Source organism: Cellulomonas marina, from assembly GCF_900111925.1.
Lineage (GTDB): Bacteria > Actinomycetota > Actinomycetes > Actinomycetales > Cellulomonadaceae > Cellulomonas > Cellulomonas marina.
In genome coordinates, this window is record NZ_FOKA01000001.1 from 113219 (window position 1) to 134032 (window position 20814).

The following is a 20814-nucleotide window of genomic DNA, read 5'->3' on the forward strand; positions in this document are numbered from 1 at the left end:
CCCGCGTCGGGCCGCACGTCCGCCCCCACTCCGGGCTCCCCTCCCGGCACTGCGTCCGGCACCACCCACGTCCCCTCGCCCGTCCCCCCGCCCCCACCACGGAGGTCCTCGATGTCCCGCTCCACCGCCCGTTTCCCCACCCGCGGCGCCCGCTCGTCCTCCCCGCTCGCGGCGGGGCTCGCGCCGCGCACGGCGGCACCCGCGTCGTCAGCCTCGTCGCCGTCGCCGTCGTCGGACCACGCGGCCGTCGTCCCGCTGCGACGGGCGGCGACGCCGTCGTTGCCGCGGCGCGACCGTCCGGCCGACCCGTCCGCCCTCGCGCTGCGCGCCTCGTCGGCGGCCTCGCTGACCCTGCTGCGGCTGGGGCGGCGGCTGCGGGAGGACCGGGGCGACGTGCCCGGCTGGGTGCTCGTGACCCTCATGACGGCGGGCCTCGTCACCGCCCTGTGGGTGGTCGCGCGGCCGGTGCTCGAGGACGTGTTCCGCACGGCGATCGCGGGCGTCACCGGCGCCTAGACGCCGACGCCGGATCGGCCGTCGTCGAGTTCGTGCTCGCCGCCGCCCTGCTGGCGGTGCTCGTCGCGGGCGTGCTCCAGCTCGCGCTCGCCCTGCACGTGCGCACCGTCCTCGCCGACAGCGCGGCCGAGGGCGCGCGGTACGCGGCGGTCGGGGGACGCACCCCGGCTGACGGCGTCGCCCGGACCCGTGCCCTGGTCGTCGCCGCGCTCGACGAGGCGTACGCCCGCGACGTGACCGCAGGCCCGGAGCGGCTGGACGGCCTCGACGTCGTCGCCGTGCACGTGAGCGCACCGCTGCCGGTCCTCGGCCTGCTCGGGCCGGCCGGCCGCGTGGAGGTCGTCGGGCACGCGCTGGCGGAGGACGGCCCGTGAGGCGCCTCCGCGCCGCGTGCATCCGCCTCGGCACCCGTGCCGGGCAGCGCTGCTGCACGGCCGCGACCGCGCTGCGCCGGGGCGACGACGCCGGCAGCGCCGTGCTCGAGCTGCTCGGCGTCGCGCTCCTGCTCCTCGTGCCCCTGGTCTACCTCGTCCTCGTGCTCGCACGGCTCGAGGCGGCGACCTTCGCGGTCGAGGGCGCCGCACGGGACGCCGCCCGCACCTTCGCCGCGGCGGACGACGCACGGGCGGGCACGGTCCGCGCGGTGGCCGCGACCGGCATCGCCCTGCGGGACGCCGGGTTGGGCGACGACCCCGCGGCCGCGCTGGCGCTGGCGTGCCCGTCCGGGCCGTGCCTGGCGCCGGGCGGCACCGTGACGGCCCGGGTGGCCGTGCGCGTGCCGCTGCCGTTCGTCCCCGCCGCGGTCCGGGGCGCCGTGCCGCTGGAGGTGCCGGTGAGCGCGGAGCGCTCCGCCGGCGTGGATCGCTTCCGGTCGACGGCGGCCGCGCCGTGAGGGCCGGGGAGCCGCGCGCGGGTCGGCGAGCCGGCCTCGTCGACCGGCTGCGCCGCGGCGACGACGAGGGACGCATCGCGCTGCTCGCGCTCGGGTTCGTGGTGGTCGCCGCGAGCCTCGTCCTCGTCGTCACGGGGGCCGCCGGGGTGCACCTCGACCGCAAGAGGCTGCTCGCGCTCGCCGACCTCGCCGCGCTCGACGCGGCCGATGCGCTCAGCGCCTCCGCCTACTACGCCGGCGGGCTGCCGTCCGACGGGCTCCCGCTCGCGGACGCGGCGGTCGGCGCCGAGGTGCGCGACCACGTCGCCGCGCACCCCGACCCGGCCCTCGGCACCGTCCGCGTCGTGTCGGCCGGCAGCCCGGACGGACGTTCGGTCGTGGTCCGCCTGGCGGCCGTCGTCCCGGTCCCGCTCGTCGGCGGGGTGCTCGCGCCCTTCACCGACGGCGTCCCCCTGACCGCGACGGCCACCGCCCGCGCCTCCTGAGACGCCGCGGTTGCGGCGTCGCGGGGCCCGGGGTGGCATGGACGCGGCCGGCTGGCAGGTGGCGGGCCGTGGGCAGACCGGGCCGCCGTGCGGCGGCCGGCAGGTGAGGAGGCGCAGTGAGCCAGGACGACCGCGACGACACCGACGAGCGCACCGACCACAGCGGCGGCCCCGGCCCCGACGGCGGCCACGTGCGCACCGGCCCGGACACGTCGAAGAGCCTCAAGTACTCCCAGGAGATCGCCTCGACCGACGACGACCCGGAGCGCCCGGGCCGCAGCCTGGTGACGACCAACCACGACGTCATCCGGCAGTGGGCGGAGGCCCGCGACGGCGTGCCGGCCACGGTCGAGGGCACGGAGCACGGCGACCACCTCGGCGTGCTGCGCCTGGACTTCGGCGGCGACGACGACCGCCTCGTCCACGTCACCTGGGACGAGTGGTTCGACACCTTCGACACCCGCCGCCTGAACTTCATCTACCAGGAGGAGAAGAAGGACGGCACGACGAGCTCGTTCTTCCGCCTGGAGAGCCCCGACCGCGAGGACGGCTGAGGCCGAGGCGCCCGACCCGGAGCAGGACCGGACGACGAGGCGGCGGACCGGCTACGGCCGGGCCGCCGCCTCGTCCTCGGCGGCGAACAGGACGTCGAAGGCGTCCACGTCCCGCACCGGGACGGTGGTCGGGGCCTCCAGGTGCACCGCGCCGCTCGGCAGCAGGCCGGCACCGCCGTGCCGCTCCATCACCCGCCACTGCACCGCCACATCCTCCCCGGCGTGCGTGCTCGGCAGCCGGTCCCAGAAGTCGTACCCGCCCGTGCCGACCAGCGCCTCGCGGTCGTACAGCACGCAGGCGCCCACCCAGGCGACCCTGTAGGGCAGGTACCCGTCGACGGGCACCGGCACCTCCGCGGCGACGTGCGCGAGGTTCGCGGCGTTGTGCAGGCGCCACCGCTCGAAGGCGGCGGTCCCGCGGCGGACGCGCTCGGGCTCGACCGGGCCGTCCCACGCCTCGAAGGCGGTGCGCTCGTGCGGGCGGTCGTCGTCGAGGTACGACAGCCCCTGGACGGCGGACCCGACGAAGCCGCACCCCAGCTCCCGCAGCGCGGCGTGCATGCGCGCGAGCTGGCCGGGCTCGAGCCAGACGTCGTCGTCGAGGAACAGCACGGCCGGCGCCGTCGCACGCTCGAGCAACGACTGCCGGTGCTCGGCCAGCCCCCGGCGCGGCAGGTGCCGGTGCAGCTCGACCGGCCGCCCCTGCGCCGTCAGGACCCTGACCATCGCCTGCACGGCCGGGGCGGCCAGGCTCGCGCCGTCGTCGGACTGGTCGGAGACGATCACGCGGAACGGCGGGTCGTCCTGCGCCGCGAGGCCGGCCAGCGTCACCGCGAGCTCGGCCTCGCGGCCGCACGTCGGCACGAGCACGTCGACGAGCGGCTGCGGACCCGGCTCCGCGGGTCCGCCCCAGGCCCCCGACCAGCGCCGGCTCCGCGCGCGCGGCGCCCGGTCCCGCGCGTCCCCGGCGCCCTCCCCGCGGGCGGTCACCGCGCGACCTCGCCGGCGTCCGCCGCGGCCGGTGCCAGCGCGGCCTGCGCGCCGCCCGACCCGGTCACCCGGATCCGCTCGACGACCGCGGTCGTCGAGCGGTCGGCGACGTAGTCGAGCATCCGCACCTCGCCGCCGTAGGCCTGCACGACCGCCGCCTCGGCCAGCATCTCCGGCGTGTAGTCCCCGCCCTTGGCGTAGACGTCGGGCCGGATCTGCTCCAGCAGCGGGATGGGGGTGTCGGTGTCGAAGACCGTCACGTAGTCCACGCACGCCAGCGCCGCCAGCACGGCGGCCCGGTCCTCGGCGGTGTTGATCGGCCGCCCGGGACCCTTGAGCCGGCGCACGGAGTCGTCGCCGTTGACCGCGACGACGAGCACGTCGCCGAGGCGCCCGGCCTGCTCGAGCGAGGTGGTGTGCCCGCGGTGCAGCACGTCGAAGCAGCCGTTGGTGAACACGATCCGTCGGCCGGCGGCCCGCTCCCCGGCGAGGCGGGCGACGAGCTCGTGCGCGGGCAGTGCGCCGTGCCGGGCCTCCCACCGGGCCAGGAGCTGGCGCGCGGTGCAGACGGACGTGCCGGGCGAGCGGACGACGACGTCGGCGGCGGCCTGCGCGAGGTCGGCGGCCACGGTCAGCGGCAGGCCGGCGGCGCGGGCGAGGGTGAGCGCGGCGACGAAGGTGTCGCCCGCGCCCGACGCCTGGCTCTCGTCCGCGGGCTCGGCCCACGTGCGGTGCGGCTCCTGTCCCGGCTCGAGCGTGACGGTGCCCTCGCGGTCCAGCGTGACGACGGCGGCGCGCGCGCCCGCGGCCGCGAGCAGGTCGGGAGCGCGGCGCTCCGCCTCACCGGGGCGGTCCTCCCCCTGGGGCCCGCCGAGCGGCCCGCCGAGGAGCACCGCGGCCTCGGCGGCGTTGGGCGTCACGAGGTCGGGGGACAGGTCGGCCCACGGGCGCAGGTCGTGCGCGTCGACGGCCACCACCCGCACGCCCGGCCGGGCGGCCGCGAGCGCCGCGTGCACCGGCCCGTCCAGGCTGCCACCGCCGTAGTCGCAGACCAGCAGCGCGTCGGCGCCGGCGGCCGCGACGGCCACGCCGTCGGCGAGCGCCTCCAGGGTGGCGGCCGACCACGGCTCGTCCGGCCCCTCGTCGATCCGCACCAGCACCTGGTCGCCCGCGAGGATGCGCTTCTTCGCCGGCGTGCGGCCACCGTCGACGACGACCATCGACACGTCGACGCCCGCCTCGCGCAGCAGGTCGAGCAGCCTGTGCCCGTCGGGGTCGTCGCCGACGAGCCCGACGAGGCGTACGTGCGCCCCCAGCGCGGCGAGGTTCGCCGCCGTGTTGGCCGCCTGCCCGGGCGCGTGCGAGCGCTGCGACACCTCCACCACCGGTGCCGGGGCCTCGCGCGTCATCCGCCGCGCCGGCCCGGACCACCAGCCGTCGAGCGCGAGGTCGCCCACCACGGTCACGTGGGGTGCGACGCCGAGCACCTCCTGCACGAGCTCGGGGGTCACGGGGGTCGCGGGTCTCGCGGGCACGGCTCACCTCCGGTGAGGGCGTCGGCTGCCAGGGGCGGGGCCAGAGAAGCACCTCCGCGGCTGCTCCGCGCGGTGAGGTGCCCGTCAGCGCGCTGTGACGTGCGACGACGTGCGACGACGAGCGACGACGAGCGACGAGCGACGACGTCCGGGGTGCCCGGCGCGGCCGGTGCCAGGATCGGTCCGTGACCACGCGCCGCTTCGCCCAGGTCGACGTCTTCTCCGCCGAGCCGCTGCGCGGCAACCCGGTCGCCGTCGTGCTCGACGCCGACGGGCTCGACGACGCCGCCATGGCCCGCTTCGCGCGCTGGACGAACCTGTCGGAGACGACGTTCGTCCTCCCGCCGACCGCCGCCGGGGCCGCCGCCGGTGCCGACTACCGGCTGCGCATCTTCACGCCGGGCGGCGAGCTGCCCTTCGCCGGGCACCCGACGCTCGGCAGCGCGCACGCCTGGCGGGAGGTGGGCGGTGTCCCGCGGGCGACGACCGGGCCGGTGCAGGAGTGCGCCGCCGGGATCGTCCCGCTGCGGACCACTGGCCGACGGGCCGACGAGGGCGCCGACGCGGGTGGCGACGTCGGTGGCCACGCGGGTGGCGACATCGGTGGCGAGTTCAGGGGAGACGCGGGCACCCTCGCCTTCGCCGCCCCGCCGCTGCTGCGCGAGGGCCCGCTCGACGACGCCCTGCTCGACCGCATCGTGGCGGGCCTGGGCGTCGGGCGCGACGCCGTCGTCGACCACGCCTGGGCCGACAACGGTCCGGGCTGGGCGGCGGTCCGGCTGCGCACCGCCGCCGAGGTGCTCGCGTTGCGTCCCGACATGGCGGCCCTCGTCGGGTTCGAGGTGGGCGTCGTGGGCGTGCACGCAGCGGGCGGCCCGGCGCACCTGGAGGTGCGGGCCTTCTGCCCGGAGCTGGGCGTGCCGGAGGACCCCGTCACGGGCAGCCTGAACGCGGCGCTCGCGCCGTGGCTCGTGGCCACCGGCGTCGTGCCGCCGCGGTACGTCGCCGCGCAGGGCACGGTCCTCGACCGCGCGGGCCGCGTGCACGTCGAGGTGGGCGCCGACGGCACCTGGGTCGGCGGCGCGTGCCGCACCGTGATCCGCGGCACGGTCGACCTCTGACCACCTCTCGCCGCCGACGAGCACGGGCGGCGCCCGGGGCGGTCGGGTAGAAGTACCGCGTGCCCACCTCGACCGCCCCCGTCCCGCCCGCCGCCCAGCCGTCCGCCCAGCCGTCCGCCCAGCCGTCCGTCCCGCCGGCCGTCCCGCCGGCGACCGCCGCGCCCGCCCTGCCGGTCGTCGGGACCCTGGGGGAGCGGTTCACGGACGTCCGGCGCATCGCGGTGCTGCGTGGCGGCGGGCTCGGCGACGTCGTGTTCGCGCTGCCCGCCGTCGAGGCGCTCGCGGCCGCGTACCCCGAGGCGGAGATCACGCTGCTCGGCACGCCGCTGCACCGGGCGCTGTTCGCGGACCGCCCGGGGCCGGTCCGGCACGTGGAGGTGCTGCCCGTCGCACCCGGCATCCGGGACGCGGCCGGTGCCGAGCACGACCCGGCCGCGGTCGACGCCTTCTTCGCCGGCCTCGCCCCGCGCGGCTTCGACCTGGCCGTCCAGGTGCACGGCGGCGGGCGGAACTCCAACCCCTTCGTGCTCCGGCTGGGCGCCCGGCACACCGTCGGCCTCGCCACGCCCGACGCGCCGCCGCTCGAGCGGACCGTCCCGTACGTCTACTACCAGCACGAGGTGCTGCGGGACCTCGAGGTGGCCGCGCTCGCCGGCGCCCCCGCGGTGACGCTCGACCCTCGGGTCGCGGTGACCGACGACGAGCGCGCCGTCGGCCTCTCGCACCGCCCGCCCGGTGCGGACCGCCTCGTCGTCGTGCACCCCGGCGCCACGGACCCCCGCCGCCGGTGGCCGGCCGAGCGCTACGGCGAGGTCGCGGCCGCCCTGGCGGAGGACGGCGTCGGCGTGCTGCTCGTCGGCGACGCGACGGACCTGCCGGCCGCCGAGCAGATCCTCGCCGTGGTCGACGAGAGGGTCACCGGACCGGCCCGCGCGCTCGTCGGCTCGCTCGTGGACCAGCTCTCCCTCTCGGCCCTCACCGGGGTGCTCGCGACGGCGGACGTGGTGCTGGGCAACGACAGCGGGCCCCGGCACCTGGGACAGGCCGTCGGCGCCGCCACGGTGGGCATCTTCTGGTTCGGCAACGTCGTCAACGCGGCTCCCTTCGGTCGGGGGCGCCACCGGGTCCTCATGTCGTTCACGCGGGCGTGCCCGGTGTGCGGCGCGGACGTCACGCAGGTCGGCTGGACGGCCGTGCGCTGCCCGCACGACCCGTCCTTCGTCGCCGAGGTCGGCACGGACGCGGTCCTCGCCGACGTCCGCGAGCTGCTGGGCACGGCCCCGCGGCGCTCGGAGGTCACGCTGCCCGGAGGGGCGTCGTCCGCCCCCTCGCCCACCCCGTCGTCCACCGGGCGGTCCGGGGACGCACCGGCCACCCGGTAACCTGGACGGCCGTGGCTGCCACCGACTTCCCCGCCGAGATCCGCACGCTGCGCGGCACCCTCGAGTCCATCCGGGCGGTGAGCGACCCGACGGCCCTGCGCGCGAAGATCGAGCAGCTCTCGGCGCAGGCGTCGGCCCCGGACCTGTGGGACGACCCCGAGAAGGCGCAGGGCGTCACGAGCGCGCTGTCCGCGGCGCAGGCCGAGCTCGACCGCACGGCCCGGCTCGGCGCGCGGATCGACGACCTCGAGGCCCTCGTCGAGCTGGCCGCGGAGGAGGACGACGCGGACACCCTGGCCGAGGCCGAGTCCGAGCTCGAGGGCATCCGCAAGGACCTGGGCGAGCTCGAGGTCCGGACGCTGCTGGCGGGGGAGTACGACCAGCGCGACGCCGTCGTCACCATCCGCGCGGGGGCCGGCGGCGTCGACGCCGCGGACTTCGCGGAGATGCTCATGCGCATGTACCTGCGCTGGGCGGAGCGCCACGGCTACCCGACGAAGGTCCTCGACACCTCCTACGCGGAGGAGGCGGGCCTGAAGTCGGCGACGTTCGAGGTCAAGGCGCCCTACGCCTACGGCACGCTGTCCGTCGAGGCCGGCACCCACCGCCTCGTGCGCATCTCGCCCTTCGACAACCAGGGCCGGCGTCAGACGTCCTTCGCCGCCGTCGAGGTCATCCCGCTCATCGAGCAGACGGACCACGTCGACGTGCCGGAGTCGGACATCCGCATCGACGTCTTCCGCTCGTCGGGCCCCGGCGGGCAGTCCGTCAACACGACCGACTCGGCCGTGCGCATCACCCACCTGCCCACGGGCATCGTCGTGTCGATGCAGGACGAGAAGTCGCAGATCCAGAACCGCGCGGCGGCCATGCGCGTGCTCCAGTCGCGCCTGCTGCTGGCCCGCCAGCAGGAGGACGCGGCGAAGAAGAAGGAGCTCGCGGGCGACGTGAAGGCGTCGTGGGGCGACCAGATGCGCTCCTACGTGCTGCAGCCGTACCAGATGGTCAAGGACCTGCGGACCGAGCACGAGGTCGGCAACCCGGCGGCGGTGTTCGACGGCGACATCGACGGGTTCGTCGAGGCCGGGATCCGCTGGCGCCGCAACGGTCAGGCCGAGGACTGACGCACCCTCCCAGCCCGGTCCCAGGCTCGGGGCCGGCGCGGCGTGTCGGCAGCCGTGTCGCGGGCGCGCGTGCCTAACCTCGAACGCCCACCCGTCCGGGAGGGGCGGCACAGCCCTCGCGGTGCGCGGCCGCCGGCCGATGGGACGGGCACGGGTGCGGCGCGTCCCGGCGCGCGTGCGCACCCCGACCGACGTCCCCGACCCGTCTGGCAGAACCCGTGATCCGATTCGAGAACGTCACCAAGGTCTACGCGCGCGGCTCGAGGCCCGCGCTGGACCGGGTGACCCTGGACGTCGAGCGCGGGGAGTTCGTGTTCCTCGTCGGGGCCTCCGGCTCCGGCAAGTCGACGTTCCTGCGGCTCGTCCTGCGCGAGGAGCGCGCGAGCGCCGGCAAGGTGTTCGTCGCCGGCAAGGAGCTCGGCACGCTCTCGTCGTGGAAGGTGCCGCAGCTGCGCCGCCAGATCGGGACGGTGTTCCAGGACTTCCGCCTGCTGCCGAACAAGACGGTCTTCGAGAACGTGGCGTTCGCGCTCCAGGTCATCGGCAAGCCGCGCCACCACATCCTCACGACCGTGCCGGACGTCCTCGAGGTCGTCGGGCTGGCCGGCAAGGAGAAGCGCAAGCCGGGTGAGCTCTCCGGCGGGGAGCAGCAGCGCGTGGCGATCGCGCGCGCCTTCGTCAACCGCCCGCCGATCCTCCTGTGTGACGAGCCCACGGGGAACCTCGACCCGACGACGAGCCTGGGGATCATGCGCCTGCTGGACCGGATCAACCGCACGGGGACGACCGTGGTCATGGCCACGCACGACGACGAGATCGTCGACCAGATGCGCAAGCGCGTCGTGGAGCTGTCCGGCGGCGAGATGGTGCGCGACCAGTCGCGCGGCGTCTACGGCTCGGACCGCTGAGCCGGGGAGGGGACGAGCACCGTGCGTCTGCGCTTCATCCTGTCGGAGATCGGCATCGGCCTGCGCCGCAACCTGTCGATGACCATCTCGGTGGTCCTCGTGACCTTCGTGTCCCTCACCTTCGTCGGCGCGGCCGGCCTGCTGCAGCTGCAGATCGGCAAGATGAAGGACCAGTGGTACGACCGGGTCGAGGTCTCGATCTTCCTCTGCCCGGCGACCTCGTCCGCGCCGACCTGCGCCGGCGGCGTGGTGACCGACGCCCAGCTCGCCGACATCCGCGCCGCGCTGGACGCGCCGGAGGTGGCACCGGCGATCGAGGAGGTCTTCTACGAGACCCAGGAGCAGGCCTTCGCCTCGTTCCAGGACCAGTTCCAGGACCAGTTCTGGGCCTCGGTCGTGACGGTCGACGACATGAACTCCTCCCTGCGCATCAAGCTCACCGACCCCACGCGGTACGACGTGGTGGCGGACGTCGTCGCGGGCCGGCCCGGCGTGGAGACCGTGGAGAACCAGCGCGAGCTGTTCGACCAGGTCTTCCTCGTGCTCAACCGGGCGACGCTGCTGGCCGCGGGGCTGGCGGCGGTCATGCTGCTGGCCGCGGTGCTCCTCATCACGACGACCATCCGGCTCTCGGCGCTGTCGCGGCGGCGGGAGACGGGGATCATGCGTCTCGTCGGGGCCTCCACGCTGTTCATCCAGCTGCCGTTCATGCTCGAGGGGGCGATCGCGGCGACCGTGGGCGCGGTCCTGGCCGTGGCGGGGCTCTGGTTCGGGGTGGACGTGGTGGTCCAGGACTGGCTGGGCGCATCCTTGACGTGGATCCCGTACGTGAGCAGCCGGGAGGTGTGGACCGTGGCGCCGTTGCTCGTGGTCGTCGCCATCCTCCTGGCGGGCATCTCGTCCGTCGTGACCCTGAGCCGCTACACGAAGGTCTGAGCCGATGCGCCGCCCGTCCCGCACGACCGCCGGCAGTGCCGCCGCCCCGGTGGCCGGTTCGTCCCCCGGCACTGCCGGCTCGTCCGCCGTGCGCCGGCGACGATCCCGCCTGCTCGCCGCCGTCGCCGCGCTGGGACTGGCCGCGGTCGTCGCGGTCCCGCACGTGCTGCCCGCCGTCGCCGACGACCTCGACGACCGGCGCGCCGCCGCCGAGGCGCGGGCCCGGGCGGCAGCCGGTGCGAAGGAGGAGGCCGAGGCGGCCCTCGAAGGGCTGGAGGGGGACCTCGCGGCGGCCGCCGCCGCGCTCGTCGCCGTGCAGAACCAGGTGCCGGCCGCGCAGCAGCGGCTGACGGACGCGCAGGTGGCGCTCGACACCGCGCAGCGCGAGCAGACCGCCATCGCCGGCCGGCTCGCGGACGCCGAGGCGCAGGAGACGAGCCTCGGCGCCACGATCGCCGAGGGCGACGCCCGCGTGACGGAGCTGCGCGCGGCGATCGGCGAGCTGGCCCGCCAGGCGTACCGGACCGGCACGACGAGCTCGAGCCTCGACGTGGTCCTCGGGGCCGAGAGCGTCGAGGACTTCGCCCAGCGTTACGGCCTGGCCTCCACGGCCCTGCGCACGCAGTCGCAGGTGCTGGAGCAGCTCTCCACCGCGCAGGCGGCCGCCCGCAGCAGCCAGGCCCGCCTCGTGGCGGTGCGCGAGCGCATCACCGAGCTCAAGGCGGACGCCGACGCCAAGGTCGTCGAGGCGGACCGGGCGCGCGCCGAGGCGCAGGAGGCCAAGGAGGCGCTGGACGCCCTGCTGGCCGAGCAGCAGGCGCGGGCCGCCGCGCTCGAGGTGCAGAAGGGCGACCTCGAGCGCCAGCTGCAGGCCCTCGACGCGCAGCGGGCCTCCCTGGAGCAGGAGCTGTCGGCGATCATCGCCGAGCAGCGCGCGCGGGACACGACCGTGCGGGTCCCGTCGGGGCGGGTCAGCGGGGCGGTGTTCGGCAACCCGACGAGCATCGACCCGATCTACGTCACGAGCGAGTACGGCATGCGCCTGCACCCGACGCTCGGGTACGTGCGGCTGCACGCCGGGATCGACCTGCGCACCTACTGCGGCACGCCGATCTACGCGGGCCGGGAGGGCACGGTGCTGTGGGCGAGACTGCGGTCGGGCTTCGGCAACCAGGTCATGGTCGACCACGGCTACGTCGACGGGAACTCGCTCATGACGAGCTACAACCACATGACGCGGTTCGTCGTCGCCGGCGGCCAGCACGTCGACCGCGGGCAGCTCCTGGGCTACTCCGGCAACACCGGCACGTCCGCCGCCTGCCACCTCCACTTCGAGGTCTACGTCAACGGCGCCACGGTCAACCCGCGCCCGCTCCTCGGCCTGTAGAGGTCGACCGGCGCGGGGCGCGGCTGCCGGGCGGCCACGGCTGACCGGGCTGCCGCGGCCGCGGGGCGGTACCCTCGACGGCGGCCCAGATGGGGCCGCACACGCCGGACGACGGGGAGGTGGCCGCGATGCCGAAGGAGCAGGGGCGCAAGCTCGTCGCCGCCAACCGCAAGGCCCGGCACGACTACACGATCGAGGACGTCTTCGAGGCCGGCGTCATGCTGACCGGCACCGAGGTCAAGGCGCTGCGGGCCGGGCGCGCGAGCCTCGTCGACGGCTGGTGCGAGATCGACGGCGGGGAGGCGTGGCTGCACGGCGTCCACATCCCCGAGTACTCCCAGGGCACGTGGACCAACCACGCCCCGCGCCGCAAGCGCAAGCTCCTGCTGCACAAGCACGAGATCGAGTCGATGGCCCAGGACACCCGCGAGAAGGGCCACACCATCGTGCCCCTGTCGCTGTACTTCCTCGAAGGGCGCGCCAAGCTCGAGATCGCCGTCGCGCGCGGCAAGAAGGACTGGGACAAGCGGCAGGCGCTGCGCGAGCGGCAGGACAACCTCGAGGCGCAGCGCGCGATGCGGGAGAAGCGGGACCTGTAGCGGGGGGCCCGGGCGTGCCCGGTCAGGCCGTCGTCGAGCCCGGCAGGATGTCCGACAGCCGGTAGGACACGGGCTCCTCGAGCTGGTCGTACGTGCACGAGCGCGGCTCGCGGTCGGGGCGCCACCGCCGGAACTGGGCCGTGTGGCGGAACCGGTCGCCCTCCATGTGGTCGTACGCGACCTCGACCACGAGCTCGGGCCGCAGCGGCACGAACGACAGGTCCTTCGTGGCGTTCCACCGGCTGACCGCGCCGGGCATGCGCTTCTCGCCGTGCGCGGACTGGTCGGCCCAGTCGCCCCACGGGTGCTCGCCGAGGGCGACGTCGGTGTAGGGGCGCAGCTCGTCGAGCAGCGTCCGGCGCCGGGCCATGGGGAAGGACGCCGCGACGCCGACGTGTTGCAGCCGGCCGTCCGCGGTCCAGATCCCGAGCAGCAGCGAGCCGACGAGGTCGTCGCCGGACTTGTGCGGGCGGTACCCGGCGACGACGCAGTCCGCGGTGCGCTCGTGCTTGATCTTGAACATCGTGCGCTTGTCGGGCTGGTACGTGCCGTCGAGCGGCTTGGCGACGACGCCGTCGAGGCCAGCCCCCTCGAACTGGGTGAACCACGCCTGCGCCTCGGCCAGGTCGGCGGTGGCGGGGGTGACGTGGACGGGGTGCCGCGCGTCGGCGAGGGCCTCGACGAGGCGGGCCCGCCGCTCCGCGAACGGCCGGCCGGTGAGGTCCTCGTCGTCGAGCGCGAGCAGGTCGAAGGCGACGTAGGACGCGGGCGTGGTGCGGGACAGGAGGGTCACGCGGGAGGCGGCGGGGTGGATGCGCTGCTGGAGGGCCTCGAAGTCCAGCCGGTCCCCGGTGACGACGACGATCTCCCCGTCGAGGACGCACCGGGGCGGCGTCTGCGCCAGCACGGCCTCGACGACCTCGGGGAAGTAGCGGGTCATCGGCTTCTCGTTGCGGCTGCCGAGGACCACCTCGTCGCCGTCGCGGAAGACGAGCGTGCGGAAGCCGTCCCACTTGGGCTCCACGTGACCCGTGTCGGGGATCTGCGGGACCGAGCGCGCCAGCATCGGCGCGACGGGCGGCATGACGGGCAGCCTCATCGGTGAACCCGACCCCGGCTCGCCGCGCCGGTGGTCATCGGGTGCCGTCGTCCGGGGCGTGCCCGTCGAGGTCGACGAGGAGCCCGGGCGGCGCGTCGAAGGTCGCCCACACGTGCTTGAGGTCGCCCTCGGCGTACCAGCCCACGTCGAGCGAGACGCGCTGGGCGAGGATGAGGCCGAAGCCGCCGTCCCCCGGCGCGCGGTCGCCCGCGACCAGCGGGGCGCTGCCAGGGGCGCGGTCGATGACGTCGATGGCGAACCGCTCGCCGTCCGTGAGCAGGCGGACGACCGTCGGCGGCTCGCCGTGGCGCAGGGCGTTGGTGGCGAGCTCGCTGGCGACGAGGACGGCCTTCTCCGGCACCTCGCCGATGCCGCGCTGCGGGGGAGTGTCCGTGCCGGTCAGCGCGTGGTGGAGGAGGGCGCGGAGCCGCGCGAGGTCCTCGGTGGAGGCGATCGCCCAGCGCCGCACCTCCGAGAAGGAGGGCGGCAGCTCGGCCGAGTTCACCATGCTTGCCACGTCTGGTCGCTCGCTGTCCTGGTCGGTCACGGTCGTCGTCGGCCGCTCGGCCGCCATGCGCCCGCGAGGTCGCCCGAGATCTGGACGCGCACCCCGCGACGGCGCCACCGGCGCCGGGACCACCGTACGCACTGCCCGGCGCGCACGCCCGCCGGACACGAGGGCCGGACGGGTGGTCCTCGACCTGTGTCCGCGGCCCTCCGGAGGGAGGGCATGAGCCTCGACCGACGTCCACAGGTCGGGCCCAGGCGGGCTCCAGGTCGCGCTCCGTCGGCGGGGGTGGAGTGGTCCCAGCACGAGGACGAGACGGAGGAGCCAGGACCATGGACGAGCAGAGCGGCGCGCGGGCCGAGCAGGGCGAGCAGGACGAGCAGGGGGTCGACGGGACGGCGGCGGCCGGGCAGGACCGGCAGGCCGAGCAGGACGGGCAGGTCGAGCAGGACCAGCAGGTCGAGCAGGAGCAGCAGGACCGGAAGGTCGAGCAGGACGCTCAGGTCGCGCACCCGGTGTGGTGGCCGGGGCAGCCGCTGGCGGCGGCGGTCCCGGGGCGGCAGCCGCGTCCCGGCCGGCGGCGCGTGGTCGTCGGGCTCGCGTCGGCGCTCGCGCTCGGCGTCGTGGTCGGCGGCGGCGGGACCGCGGCCGCGCTCGGCGTCCTCGACCGGTCGGCGTCGACCGTCGCGGTCGACGCCACGCCGTCGACGGGCTCCTCGTCGGGCTCCTCCTCGTCGGGCACGGACGGCAGCACGGACGGCAGCACGGACGGCAGCACGGACGGCAGCACGGACGGCGTCGACCCGTGGGCGGGCACGCTGCCGCAGGTGCCCGGAGGGCGTGGCCTGCCGTGGCAGGACGGCTCGGGCTCCTCGTCGGGCAGCACGCAGACGACGACCGACCCGACGGCCGCGCAGGAGACGGGCGTGGTGACCATCGCGAGCACGCTCGGCTACGCCGGGGCGGCGTCGGCAGGCACGGGCATGGTGCTCACGGCGGACGGGCTGGTCCTCACCAACAACCACGTCGTCGAGGGTGCGACGGCGATCGAGGTGACGGTCGAGTCGACGGGCGAGACCTATGCGGCGACGGTCGTCGGCACGGACGCGACGCACGACGTGGCGGTCCTGCAGCTGTCCGGCGCGAGCGGCCTGGCCACCGTCACGCTCGACGACGAGGGCGACCTCGCCGTCGACAGCGCGGTCACCGCGATCGGCAACGCGGGGGGCACGGGGGACCTCGTCGCCGCGCCGGGCACCGTGACGGGGCTCGACGAGACGATCACGACGAGCAGCGAGGGCCTGACCGCGGGGGAGACCCTCGACGGGCTGGTCGAGTTCTCGGCCGGCGTCGTCTCCGGCGACTCCGGCGGCCCGCTGCTCGACGCCGAGGGCGAGGTCGTCGGCATGACGACGGCCGCGTCGAGCGGGAGCGCGACGGTCGTCGCCTACGCCGTCGACATCGAGGACGCGCTGGTCGTCGTCCAGCAGATCGAGTCCGGCGACGAGTCCGGCACGGTGACCATCGGTCTCCCGGCGTTCCTGGGCGTCGAGGTCGCGGGCAGCTCAACGGGTGCGGGCGGCGCGCCCGGCGGCTCGACGAGCACCGAGGGCGGCGCGACGATCGCCGGCGTCCTCGAGGGCACCCCGGCGGAGGCCGCGGGCCTGGTGGCCGGCGACACGATCACGGCCCTCGGCGGTCAGCCGGTGGCGTCGGCGGACGAGCTCACGGCCGCGCTGGCCGCGCTGGAGCCGGGTGACCAGGTCGACGTCATGTGGACCTCGAGCACCACGGGTGCCTCGCAGACGGCCACCGTCACCCTGGCGGAGGGCCCGGCCGCCTGACGGGCGGCCCACCGGTCGCGGGCCGCGGCGCGTCCCCCTCGCGCCGCGGTCCGCTCCCCGGGCCCACTCGCCGTCCTGCGCGGGAATGGACGCGACCGCGGGGCGGTTGGGGGAGTAGTCTGAGCGCCGCCGGACCCCGGTCCGGCTGCTTGACAACTGCACAGGGGGTGATCGGTTTCGACGGTGGTCGCCGATCCAGGGGAAGCGGGCCGAGGACGCACGGTCATCTCGTCAACGATCCGTGCAAAACCATAGGTGCCAATACATCGCGCACCGACTTCACCCTCGCCGCCTGAGCGAGCTCTGAAGTCCGTCAGCCCGAGAATGCTCTCGTCCCGGTAGCTGGCGTCATCTAGAGAGCCACTGCTCGCAGTCGTCGTCGGTGCGGCTGCGGGGACTCTCAGCCGACTGAGCCCGTCCACGACTCGTCTGCGTGATCGTGGGGGCTGAGAAAAGCGCAGCAGAATGCGCCCGGAGAAGCCCTGGGTTCTCGCCATCGGACGCGGGTTCGATTCCCGCCACCTCCACCAGCAGCACCGAGAAGGCGCCCGTCCAGGCTGGACGGGCGCCTTTCCGTATGTCCGGCGGTGTGCCGTCAGGCGTCGACGCGCTCGCGTCCCGGCTCCGTCGGGGCGACGGGTGCATCGGACCCGGTGGTGTGCCGCCCGCGGCGGCCCCACCCGCGCTGCACGAGCACGACCAGACCGAGGAGTGCGCCAGCGGCCAGGGCCCACGGCAGGACCACGCCGACGACGACGAGGGCCACGCCGAGCGTCGTCACGAGAGCGCCCCAGCCCGAGGACAGGCCGTCGAGGAAGCCCTGCGGCTCGGCGGTCACCGCCACCCCACCGGGGATGTCGATGGCCACGACCAGCGTCGACAGCGCGACCTCCTCCGCCAGCCGTGCGCGCTGCGCCCGTAGCTCCTCCAGGCGGCTCTGGCGGTCCGTCAGCGCGTCCTCCGCGGTGACGAGGTCGGTGCTCGTCGTCGCGCGGGCCAGGAGGTCCTCCATGCGGGCGACCGAGACCTCGAGGGCGCGGATCCGGGCGTCCAGGTCCTGCGCCGTGCCCGTCACGTCGCGCGCCTGGACCTGCTGCTCGACGACCTCACCCACCTCGTCGAGGCGGGTGAGCACCGCGGTGAGGTCCTCGGCGGGGACGCGGACGGTCAGCGCCGCGGAGGCCGGCGCCTCCTCGCCGCGGTCGGTGACGACGTACCGGTCGTCGACGCGGCCGCCGGTGCCCTCGACGAGCGCGGCGACGTCGTCGGCGGCGGCCACCGGGTCCTCCGCGGTCATGCGGACCTCGCCGGTCTGGACGACCTGCCGCGACTCCTGGGTATCGGTCCCGGGGGCGGCCTCGTCGGCGGCGGGAGCCGCGCCGCTCCCGTCACCGGCCGGCGGGGCCGCCTCCGCCATCTCGCTCCCGCCCCCGGCAGACGCGCTGTCGCCGCTCGTCGCGCTGCAGGCGGTGAGCACGAGCAGCCCGGCCAGGGCGACTCCCGCCACGGCGGACCAGCGGGTGCGGCGCAACGTCCGGCGGCCTCCGGTGACCTGTGCGGGAGTCGTGGTCGTGACCATGTCCGGACGCTAGGGCCGGGCGGGGCCGCGCAGGTGCGGTGTGGCCGGATCGTGACCGGACCGTCACCGCTCGTGACGGCGAGGACGGTGCCACCCCGGCGTCACCCCGGTGCCACTGCGACGTCAGCGTGCGGGGAGCTGCGGGACGGCGACGACCGCGCGCTCGTCGGCGGAGCGCAGGACCGCCTCGACCGCCGCCGCGGCGGCGGCGCCCACCCAACCGGGTGCCGGGTCGAGCACGTCGGCGCCGGCGACGAGCGCGGCCAGCCGGCGGGCGGGGAGCCAGGTGCGCGGCGGGTCCTCGTCGGCGGGGGTGCGCAGGTCGACGCGTGCGCCGTCGGCGAGGCGGACGGTGGCGCTGCCGGCGGTCAGGTCCTGCTCGACGACGCCGTGCGTGCCGACGTAGCGGACCCAGCGGCGCTCGCGGTCGGCGGTGCCGGCCATGCCCGACGAGGTGACGACGCCCGTGCCGCCGCCGGCGAACCGCAGCGCCGCGGCGTCGTCGACGTCGACGCCGCGGCCGCGGTGGTCGGTGAAGGCGGCGACGTCGCGGATCTCCCGGTCCGTGACCCAGCAGATCATCCCGAGCAGGTGGGTGAGCTGGGTGTGCGCCTGGCCGCCACCGGCGTCGGCGCCGTACGTCTGCGGGTGCGTGTCGGCGGCGTCACCGCCCTCGTCGCCGGCGTCGGCGGCCGCGAAGAGCGAGAGGGTCGCGGAGGTGAACTCGCCCGTCACCTGGACGAGGCCGCCGATGTCCTCCTGCACCGCGCGGCGCACGCGGGCGGCGACCTCGACGAACTGGTCGGTGTAACCGATGCTCAGCACGGCGCCGCTGCGGCGGGCGCGGGCCAGGAGGTCGAACGCGTCGGCAGCCGTCGTCGCCATCGGCTTCTCCAGCAGCACCCCGACGCCGGCGTCGAGCGCCGCCGCGGCGAGGTCGTGGTGGGTGGTGTGCGGCGTGGCGATGACGACGCCGTCGGGTCGCAGCTCCAGCAGCGCGTCGAGGTCGGCCACCACGGGGACGCCGCCGTGCTGCGCCGCCACCTCACGGGCGCGCTCGACGTCGGGGTCGCAGAGCGCCACGAGCTCGACGTCCGGCGCCGCGGCGAGGGAGGGGACGTGGTGGTTCGCCGACCACCAGCCGGTGCCGACGACGGCGATGCGAGGTGCGGGCATGCCGCCACGCTAGGTGCCGTGTGCCGCGTATGCGCGGGGGGCATGGTCGCACTGGCGTGGAGAAGGGGCTGCGTGCGGCATGATGCGATCATCCGGAGCTGTATCGGCTCGCACCGGTTCGACGTTGGTTGCGGAGGCAGCATGCTCACACGGCTGGAAGTCGACGGTTTCAAAAATTTGCTCGACTTCGCCGTCGAGTTCGGACCGTTTACCTGCATTGCGGGGCCGAATGCCATAGGAAAATCGAACGTCTTCGACGCTATTCAATTCCTCTCCCTCCTTGCCGATAAGAGTTTTGTCGAGGCGGCTGCGGAGCTTCGTACGCCCGGAACGCCGGCTGCGGACCTCAGCAGTCTGTTCTGGGCGGGCGCGTACGACGGGGCGCGGATGCGCTTCGCCGCGGAATTCATCGTGGATCAGCGCGTTCAAGACGACTTCGGTCGCGATGCCGAACCCACTGCTACGTTCCTGCGGTACGTCCTGGTCCTCGAGTACGTCGCCCCGAGCGAGTCGACGGCGAGCGGCGAACGCATACGCCTCATCGAGGAGGAGTTAACGTACATCACGCAGAGGGACGCACCGCAACGTCTACGCTGGGACAACAGCAAGGCGGCGTTCCGCGATCGCGTGCTAATGAACCGCCGGAGGGGCCCTGCCTATATCTCCACCACGGTCGGCGAGGACGGTACCGTCATCATCAACGTCCATCAGGACGGCGGCAGCAGGGGGCAGACGAGGAAGTCTGCTGCCAATAGAGCGCCTCGAACTGTCGTCAGCACGACAGCGACCAGTGACGATCCCACGGTGCTGGCCGCCCGTCGCGAGATGCAGAACTGGCGAATCCTCGCACTCGAGCCGTCCGCACTGCGTCGCCCGGACGGGCTGACCGAGCCGGACGTCGTTACCGAGACAGGCATGCACATGCCCGCAGCGCTCAGGCGCATCATCGCCACCCAAGGCTCCGATGCTCTGGCAGCTGTCACCGCTACGGCGGCCGCCCTGACGGACGTCCGCTCTGTGGCCGTCGATGTCGACCCGCAACGACAGACCTTAACGCTTCGCGCGTCCGTTCGATCGGGACCGCATCTTCCCGCGCGAAACCTGTCGGACGGCACATTGCGGTTCCTGGCTCTCTCCATCATCGCTAATGATCCTGATTATACGGGTCTGGTCTGCATGGAGGAGCCCGAGAACGGTATCCACCCGGCGCGGGTCGAAGTCATGGCGGATCTCGTCAGGAACATCGCAGTCGACCCTTCCGAGTCGCCGGGCCGGGACAATCCAATGCGCCAGGTGATCGTCAATACGCACTCACCGCGATTCGTAAGGGCCCAGCGCGCCGCGGACCTCCTTTTCGCGGAGCATGCCACGGTGATTCGGGATGGACGGCAAGCTTCGACGATGCGGCTGCTACCGCTCAAAGGGACGTGGCGGGACACGGGCATGCGCGCCGTGCTCACGCAGCGAGATATTCAGGTCTTTCTCGAGACAAGCGACGACACGCAGCTCGTCCTCGATCTCCTCCCGCAGAAGGCCGGATGAGTCGGGCGATCACCTTTTTCCTGCTGTGCGAAGGCACCTCGGACGAAGCGCTTGTGGGTCATATCGAGACGCTCGTCGTCAGGCAGGGCGTGGCGGAGGTCATCGGAATCTCCCGCTCAGGTGGCGGCTCTGTGCAGGATAAGGTCCAGGCTCTGGTCGACGAAGGTGCGACGTTCGACTTCGTCGCAGTGCACCGGGATGCCGATTCTCGTGACGGGTCGACACGGCGGGCAGAGGTGCACCGAGCGCTCGAGTCGGTCGGGGTGGCCGGTTGCCCGGTCGTGCCGGTGCAGATGACGGAGGCGTGGTTCATCGTCGATGAACGGGCCATCCGAGCCGCGGTTGGGAGGCCGTCAGGCAGAGAGGCGCTCGATCTCCCACCGCTTCGAAGCGTCGAGACCACACACGATCCGAAGGCTGTGCTGAGGAACGCCCTGATCGCGGCTTCCGGAACCACCGGGCGGCGTCGCAAGCGAGCAGAGCAGGAGTGGAGCAATCGGCGGCGGATCCTCCTAGAGCGACTTGATGTCGATGGTCCGGTTCAGCAGTTGCCCTCGTGGCAGCGCCTCGTCAGCGATATCGAGCGGGTGGTGGCCGAGATCCGGCAGCCAGGGTCGCCGTGATCGATGCACCGAAC

The 20814-nt window shown here is 74.7% G+C and carries 21 protein-coding genes and 1 other RNA gene; 16 read left to right on the forward strand and 6 right to left on the reverse strand.

The features are described 5' to 3' along the window. Positions 1–111 precede the first annotated feature (111 nt). The 5 genes from BM048_RS18550 (at position 112) to BM048_RS00475 (ending at position 2447) form a co-directional block, all read left to right on the forward strand. Positions 112–516, forward strand: a complete 405-nt coding sequence (locus tag BM048_RS18550) for a hypothetical protein (protein ID WP_239078714.1) — start codon at positions 112–114, stop codon at positions 514–516. Continuing rightward, the gene (locus BM048_RS00460) at positions 447–890 is read left to right on the forward strand and encodes a TadE/TadG family type IV pilus assembly protein (protein WP_090029781.1); all 444 of its coding nucleotides are present in this window, start codon (positions 447–449) and stop codon (positions 888–890) included. Before BM048_RS18550 ends, BM048_RS00460 begins: the two co-directional genes overlap by 70 nt. Then, a complete protein-coding gene (locus BM048_RS00465) occupies positions 887–1408 on the forward strand; it encodes a pilus assembly protein (RefSeq protein ID WP_308439484.1) in 522 nt (173 codons plus the stop codon). Before BM048_RS00460 ends, BM048_RS00465 begins: the two co-directional genes overlap by 4 nt. Further along, a complete protein-coding gene (locus BM048_RS00470; RefSeq protein WP_239078696.1) occupies positions 1405–1893 on the forward strand; it encodes a pilus assembly protein TadG-related protein in 489 nt (162 codons plus the stop codon). The genes BM048_RS00465 and BM048_RS00470 overlap by 4 nt, the downstream gene beginning before the upstream one ends. Before the next feature lie 116 nt (positions 1894–2009). Beyond that, positions 2010–2447, forward strand: a complete 438-nt coding sequence (locus BM048_RS00475) for a hypothetical protein (protein WP_203708744.1) — start codon at positions 2010–2012, stop codon at positions 2445–2447. Positions 2448–2498: 51 nt separating this feature from the next. Here the strand turns inward: BM048_RS00475 and BM048_RS00480 are convergent, their stop codons facing one another. Next, complete coding sequence (locus BM048_RS00480) at positions 2499–3437, reverse strand: glycosyltransferase family 2 protein (protein ID WP_090029782.1); 939 nt, start codon at positions 3435–3437, stop codon at positions 2499–2501. After that, the gene (gene rfaE2 / locus BM048_RS00485) at positions 3434–4972 is read right to left on the reverse strand and encodes a D-glycero-beta-D-manno-heptose 1-phosphate adenylyltransferase (protein ID WP_308439485.1); all 1539 of its coding nucleotides are present in this window, start codon (positions 4970–4972) and stop codon (positions 3434–3436) included. The genes BM048_RS00480 and rfaE2 overlap by 4 nt, the downstream gene beginning before the upstream one ends. A 185-nt stretch (positions 4973–5157) precedes the next feature. On the opposite strand from rfaE2, the gene BM048_RS00490 reads away from it, so the two are divergent. From BM048_RS00490 to smpB, 7 genes are all read left to right on the forward strand, one after another. Continuing rightward, positions 5158–6093 (forward strand): PhzF family phenazine biosynthesis protein, encoded by a 936-nt coding sequence (locus BM048_RS00490; RefSeq protein WP_090029786.1) that lies wholly within the window; start codon positions 5158–5160, stop codon positions 6091–6093. Between the two features lie 59 nt (positions 6094–6152). Continuing rightward, the gene (locus tag BM048_RS00495; protein ID WP_308439486.1) at positions 6153–7475 is read left to right on the forward strand and encodes a glycosyltransferase family 9 protein; all 1323 of its coding nucleotides are present in this window, start codon (positions 6153–6155) and stop codon (positions 7473–7475) included. 11 nt (positions 7476–7486) lie between these two features. Then, positions 7487–8599 carry a peptide chain release factor 2 gene (gene prfB, locus BM048_RS00500; protein ID WP_090029787.1) on the forward strand — a complete coding sequence of 371 codons (1113 nt, stop codon included), beginning with the start codon at positions 7487–7489 and terminating at the stop codon, positions 8597–8599. A 218-nt stretch (positions 8600–8817) separates the two neighbouring features. After that, entirely contained in the window at positions 8818–9507 is a 690-nt protein-coding gene (ftsE, locus tag BM048_RS00505) for a cell division ATP-binding protein FtsE (protein ID WP_090029789.1), read from the forward strand. A 21-nt stretch (positions 9508–9528) separates the two neighbouring features. Continuing rightward, positions 9529–10443 (forward strand): permease-like cell division protein FtsX, encoded by a 915-nt coding sequence (gene ftsX / locus BM048_RS00510; RefSeq protein WP_090029791.1) that lies wholly within the window; start codon positions 9529–9531, stop codon positions 10441–10443. Positions 10444–10447: 4 nt separating this feature from the next. Then, complete coding sequence (locus BM048_RS00515; RefSeq protein ID WP_090029792.1) at positions 10448–11830, forward strand: peptidoglycan DD-metalloendopeptidase family protein; 1383 nt, start codon at positions 10448–10450, stop codon at positions 11828–11830. 128 nt (positions 11831–11958) lie between these two features. Next, positions 11959–12429 (forward strand): SsrA-binding protein SmpB, encoded by a 471-nt coding sequence (gene smpB, locus BM048_RS00520; RefSeq protein WP_090030384.1) that lies wholly within the window; start codon positions 11959–11961, stop codon positions 12427–12429. A 22-nt stretch (positions 12430–12451) separates the two neighbouring features. On the opposite strand, the gene BM048_RS00525 is transcribed toward smpB, so the two are convergent. Together BM048_RS00525 and BM048_RS00530 are read right to left on the reverse strand one after the other, a co-directional pair. After that, positions 12452–13528: an ATP-dependent DNA ligase gene (locus BM048_RS00525; protein WP_090029794.1), complete on the reverse strand. Its 1077-nt coding sequence runs from the start codon at positions 13526–13528 to the stop codon at positions 12452–12454. Between the two features lie 34 nt (positions 13529–13562). Continuing rightward, positions 13563–14036, reverse strand: a complete 474-nt coding sequence (locus BM048_RS00530) for an ATP-binding protein (protein ID WP_175499159.1) — start codon at positions 14034–14036, stop codon at positions 13563–13565. 332 nt (positions 14037–14368) lie between these two features. On the opposite strand from BM048_RS00530, the gene BM048_RS00535 reads away from it, so the two are divergent. Then, positions 14369–15880: a S1C family serine protease gene (locus tag BM048_RS00535; protein WP_090029796.1), complete on the forward strand. Its 1512-nt coding sequence runs from the start codon at positions 14369–14371 to the stop codon at positions 15878–15880. Positions 15881–16043: 163 nt separating this feature from the next. After that, positions 16044–16410: a transfer-messenger RNA gene (gene ssrA / locus BM048_RS00540) on the forward strand. A 65-nt stretch (positions 16411–16475) separates the two neighbouring features. On the opposite strand, the gene BM048_RS00545 is transcribed toward ssrA, so the two are convergent. Both BM048_RS00545 and BM048_RS00550 read right to left on the reverse strand, forming a co-directional pair. After that, positions 16476–17459 carry a DUF4349 domain-containing protein gene (locus BM048_RS00545; protein ID WP_090029798.1) on the reverse strand — a complete coding sequence of 328 codons (984 nt, stop codon included), beginning with the start codon at positions 17457–17459 and terminating at the stop codon, positions 16476–16478. Positions 17460–17582: 123 nt separating this feature from the next. Further along, positions 17583–18635 carry a Gfo/Idh/MocA family protein gene (locus BM048_RS00550; protein WP_090029799.1) on the reverse strand — a complete coding sequence of 351 codons (1053 nt, stop codon included), beginning with the start codon at positions 18633–18635 and terminating at the stop codon, positions 17583–17585. A gap of 141 nt (positions 18636–18776) precedes the next feature. On the opposite strand from BM048_RS00550, the gene BM048_RS00555 reads away from it, so the two are divergent. Further along, positions 18777–20177, forward strand: coding sequence for an AAA family ATPase (locus tag BM048_RS00555; protein ID WP_090029801.1), 1401 nt, complete (start codon positions 18777–18779; stop codon positions 20175–20177). Continuing rightward, positions 20174–20800 (forward strand): hypothetical protein, encoded by a 627-nt coding sequence (locus BM048_RS00560; protein WP_203708746.1) that lies wholly within the window; start codon positions 20174–20176, stop codon positions 20798–20800. The genes BM048_RS00555 and BM048_RS00560 overlap by 4 nt, the downstream gene beginning before the upstream one ends. Positions 20801–20814 lie beyond the last annotated feature (14 nt).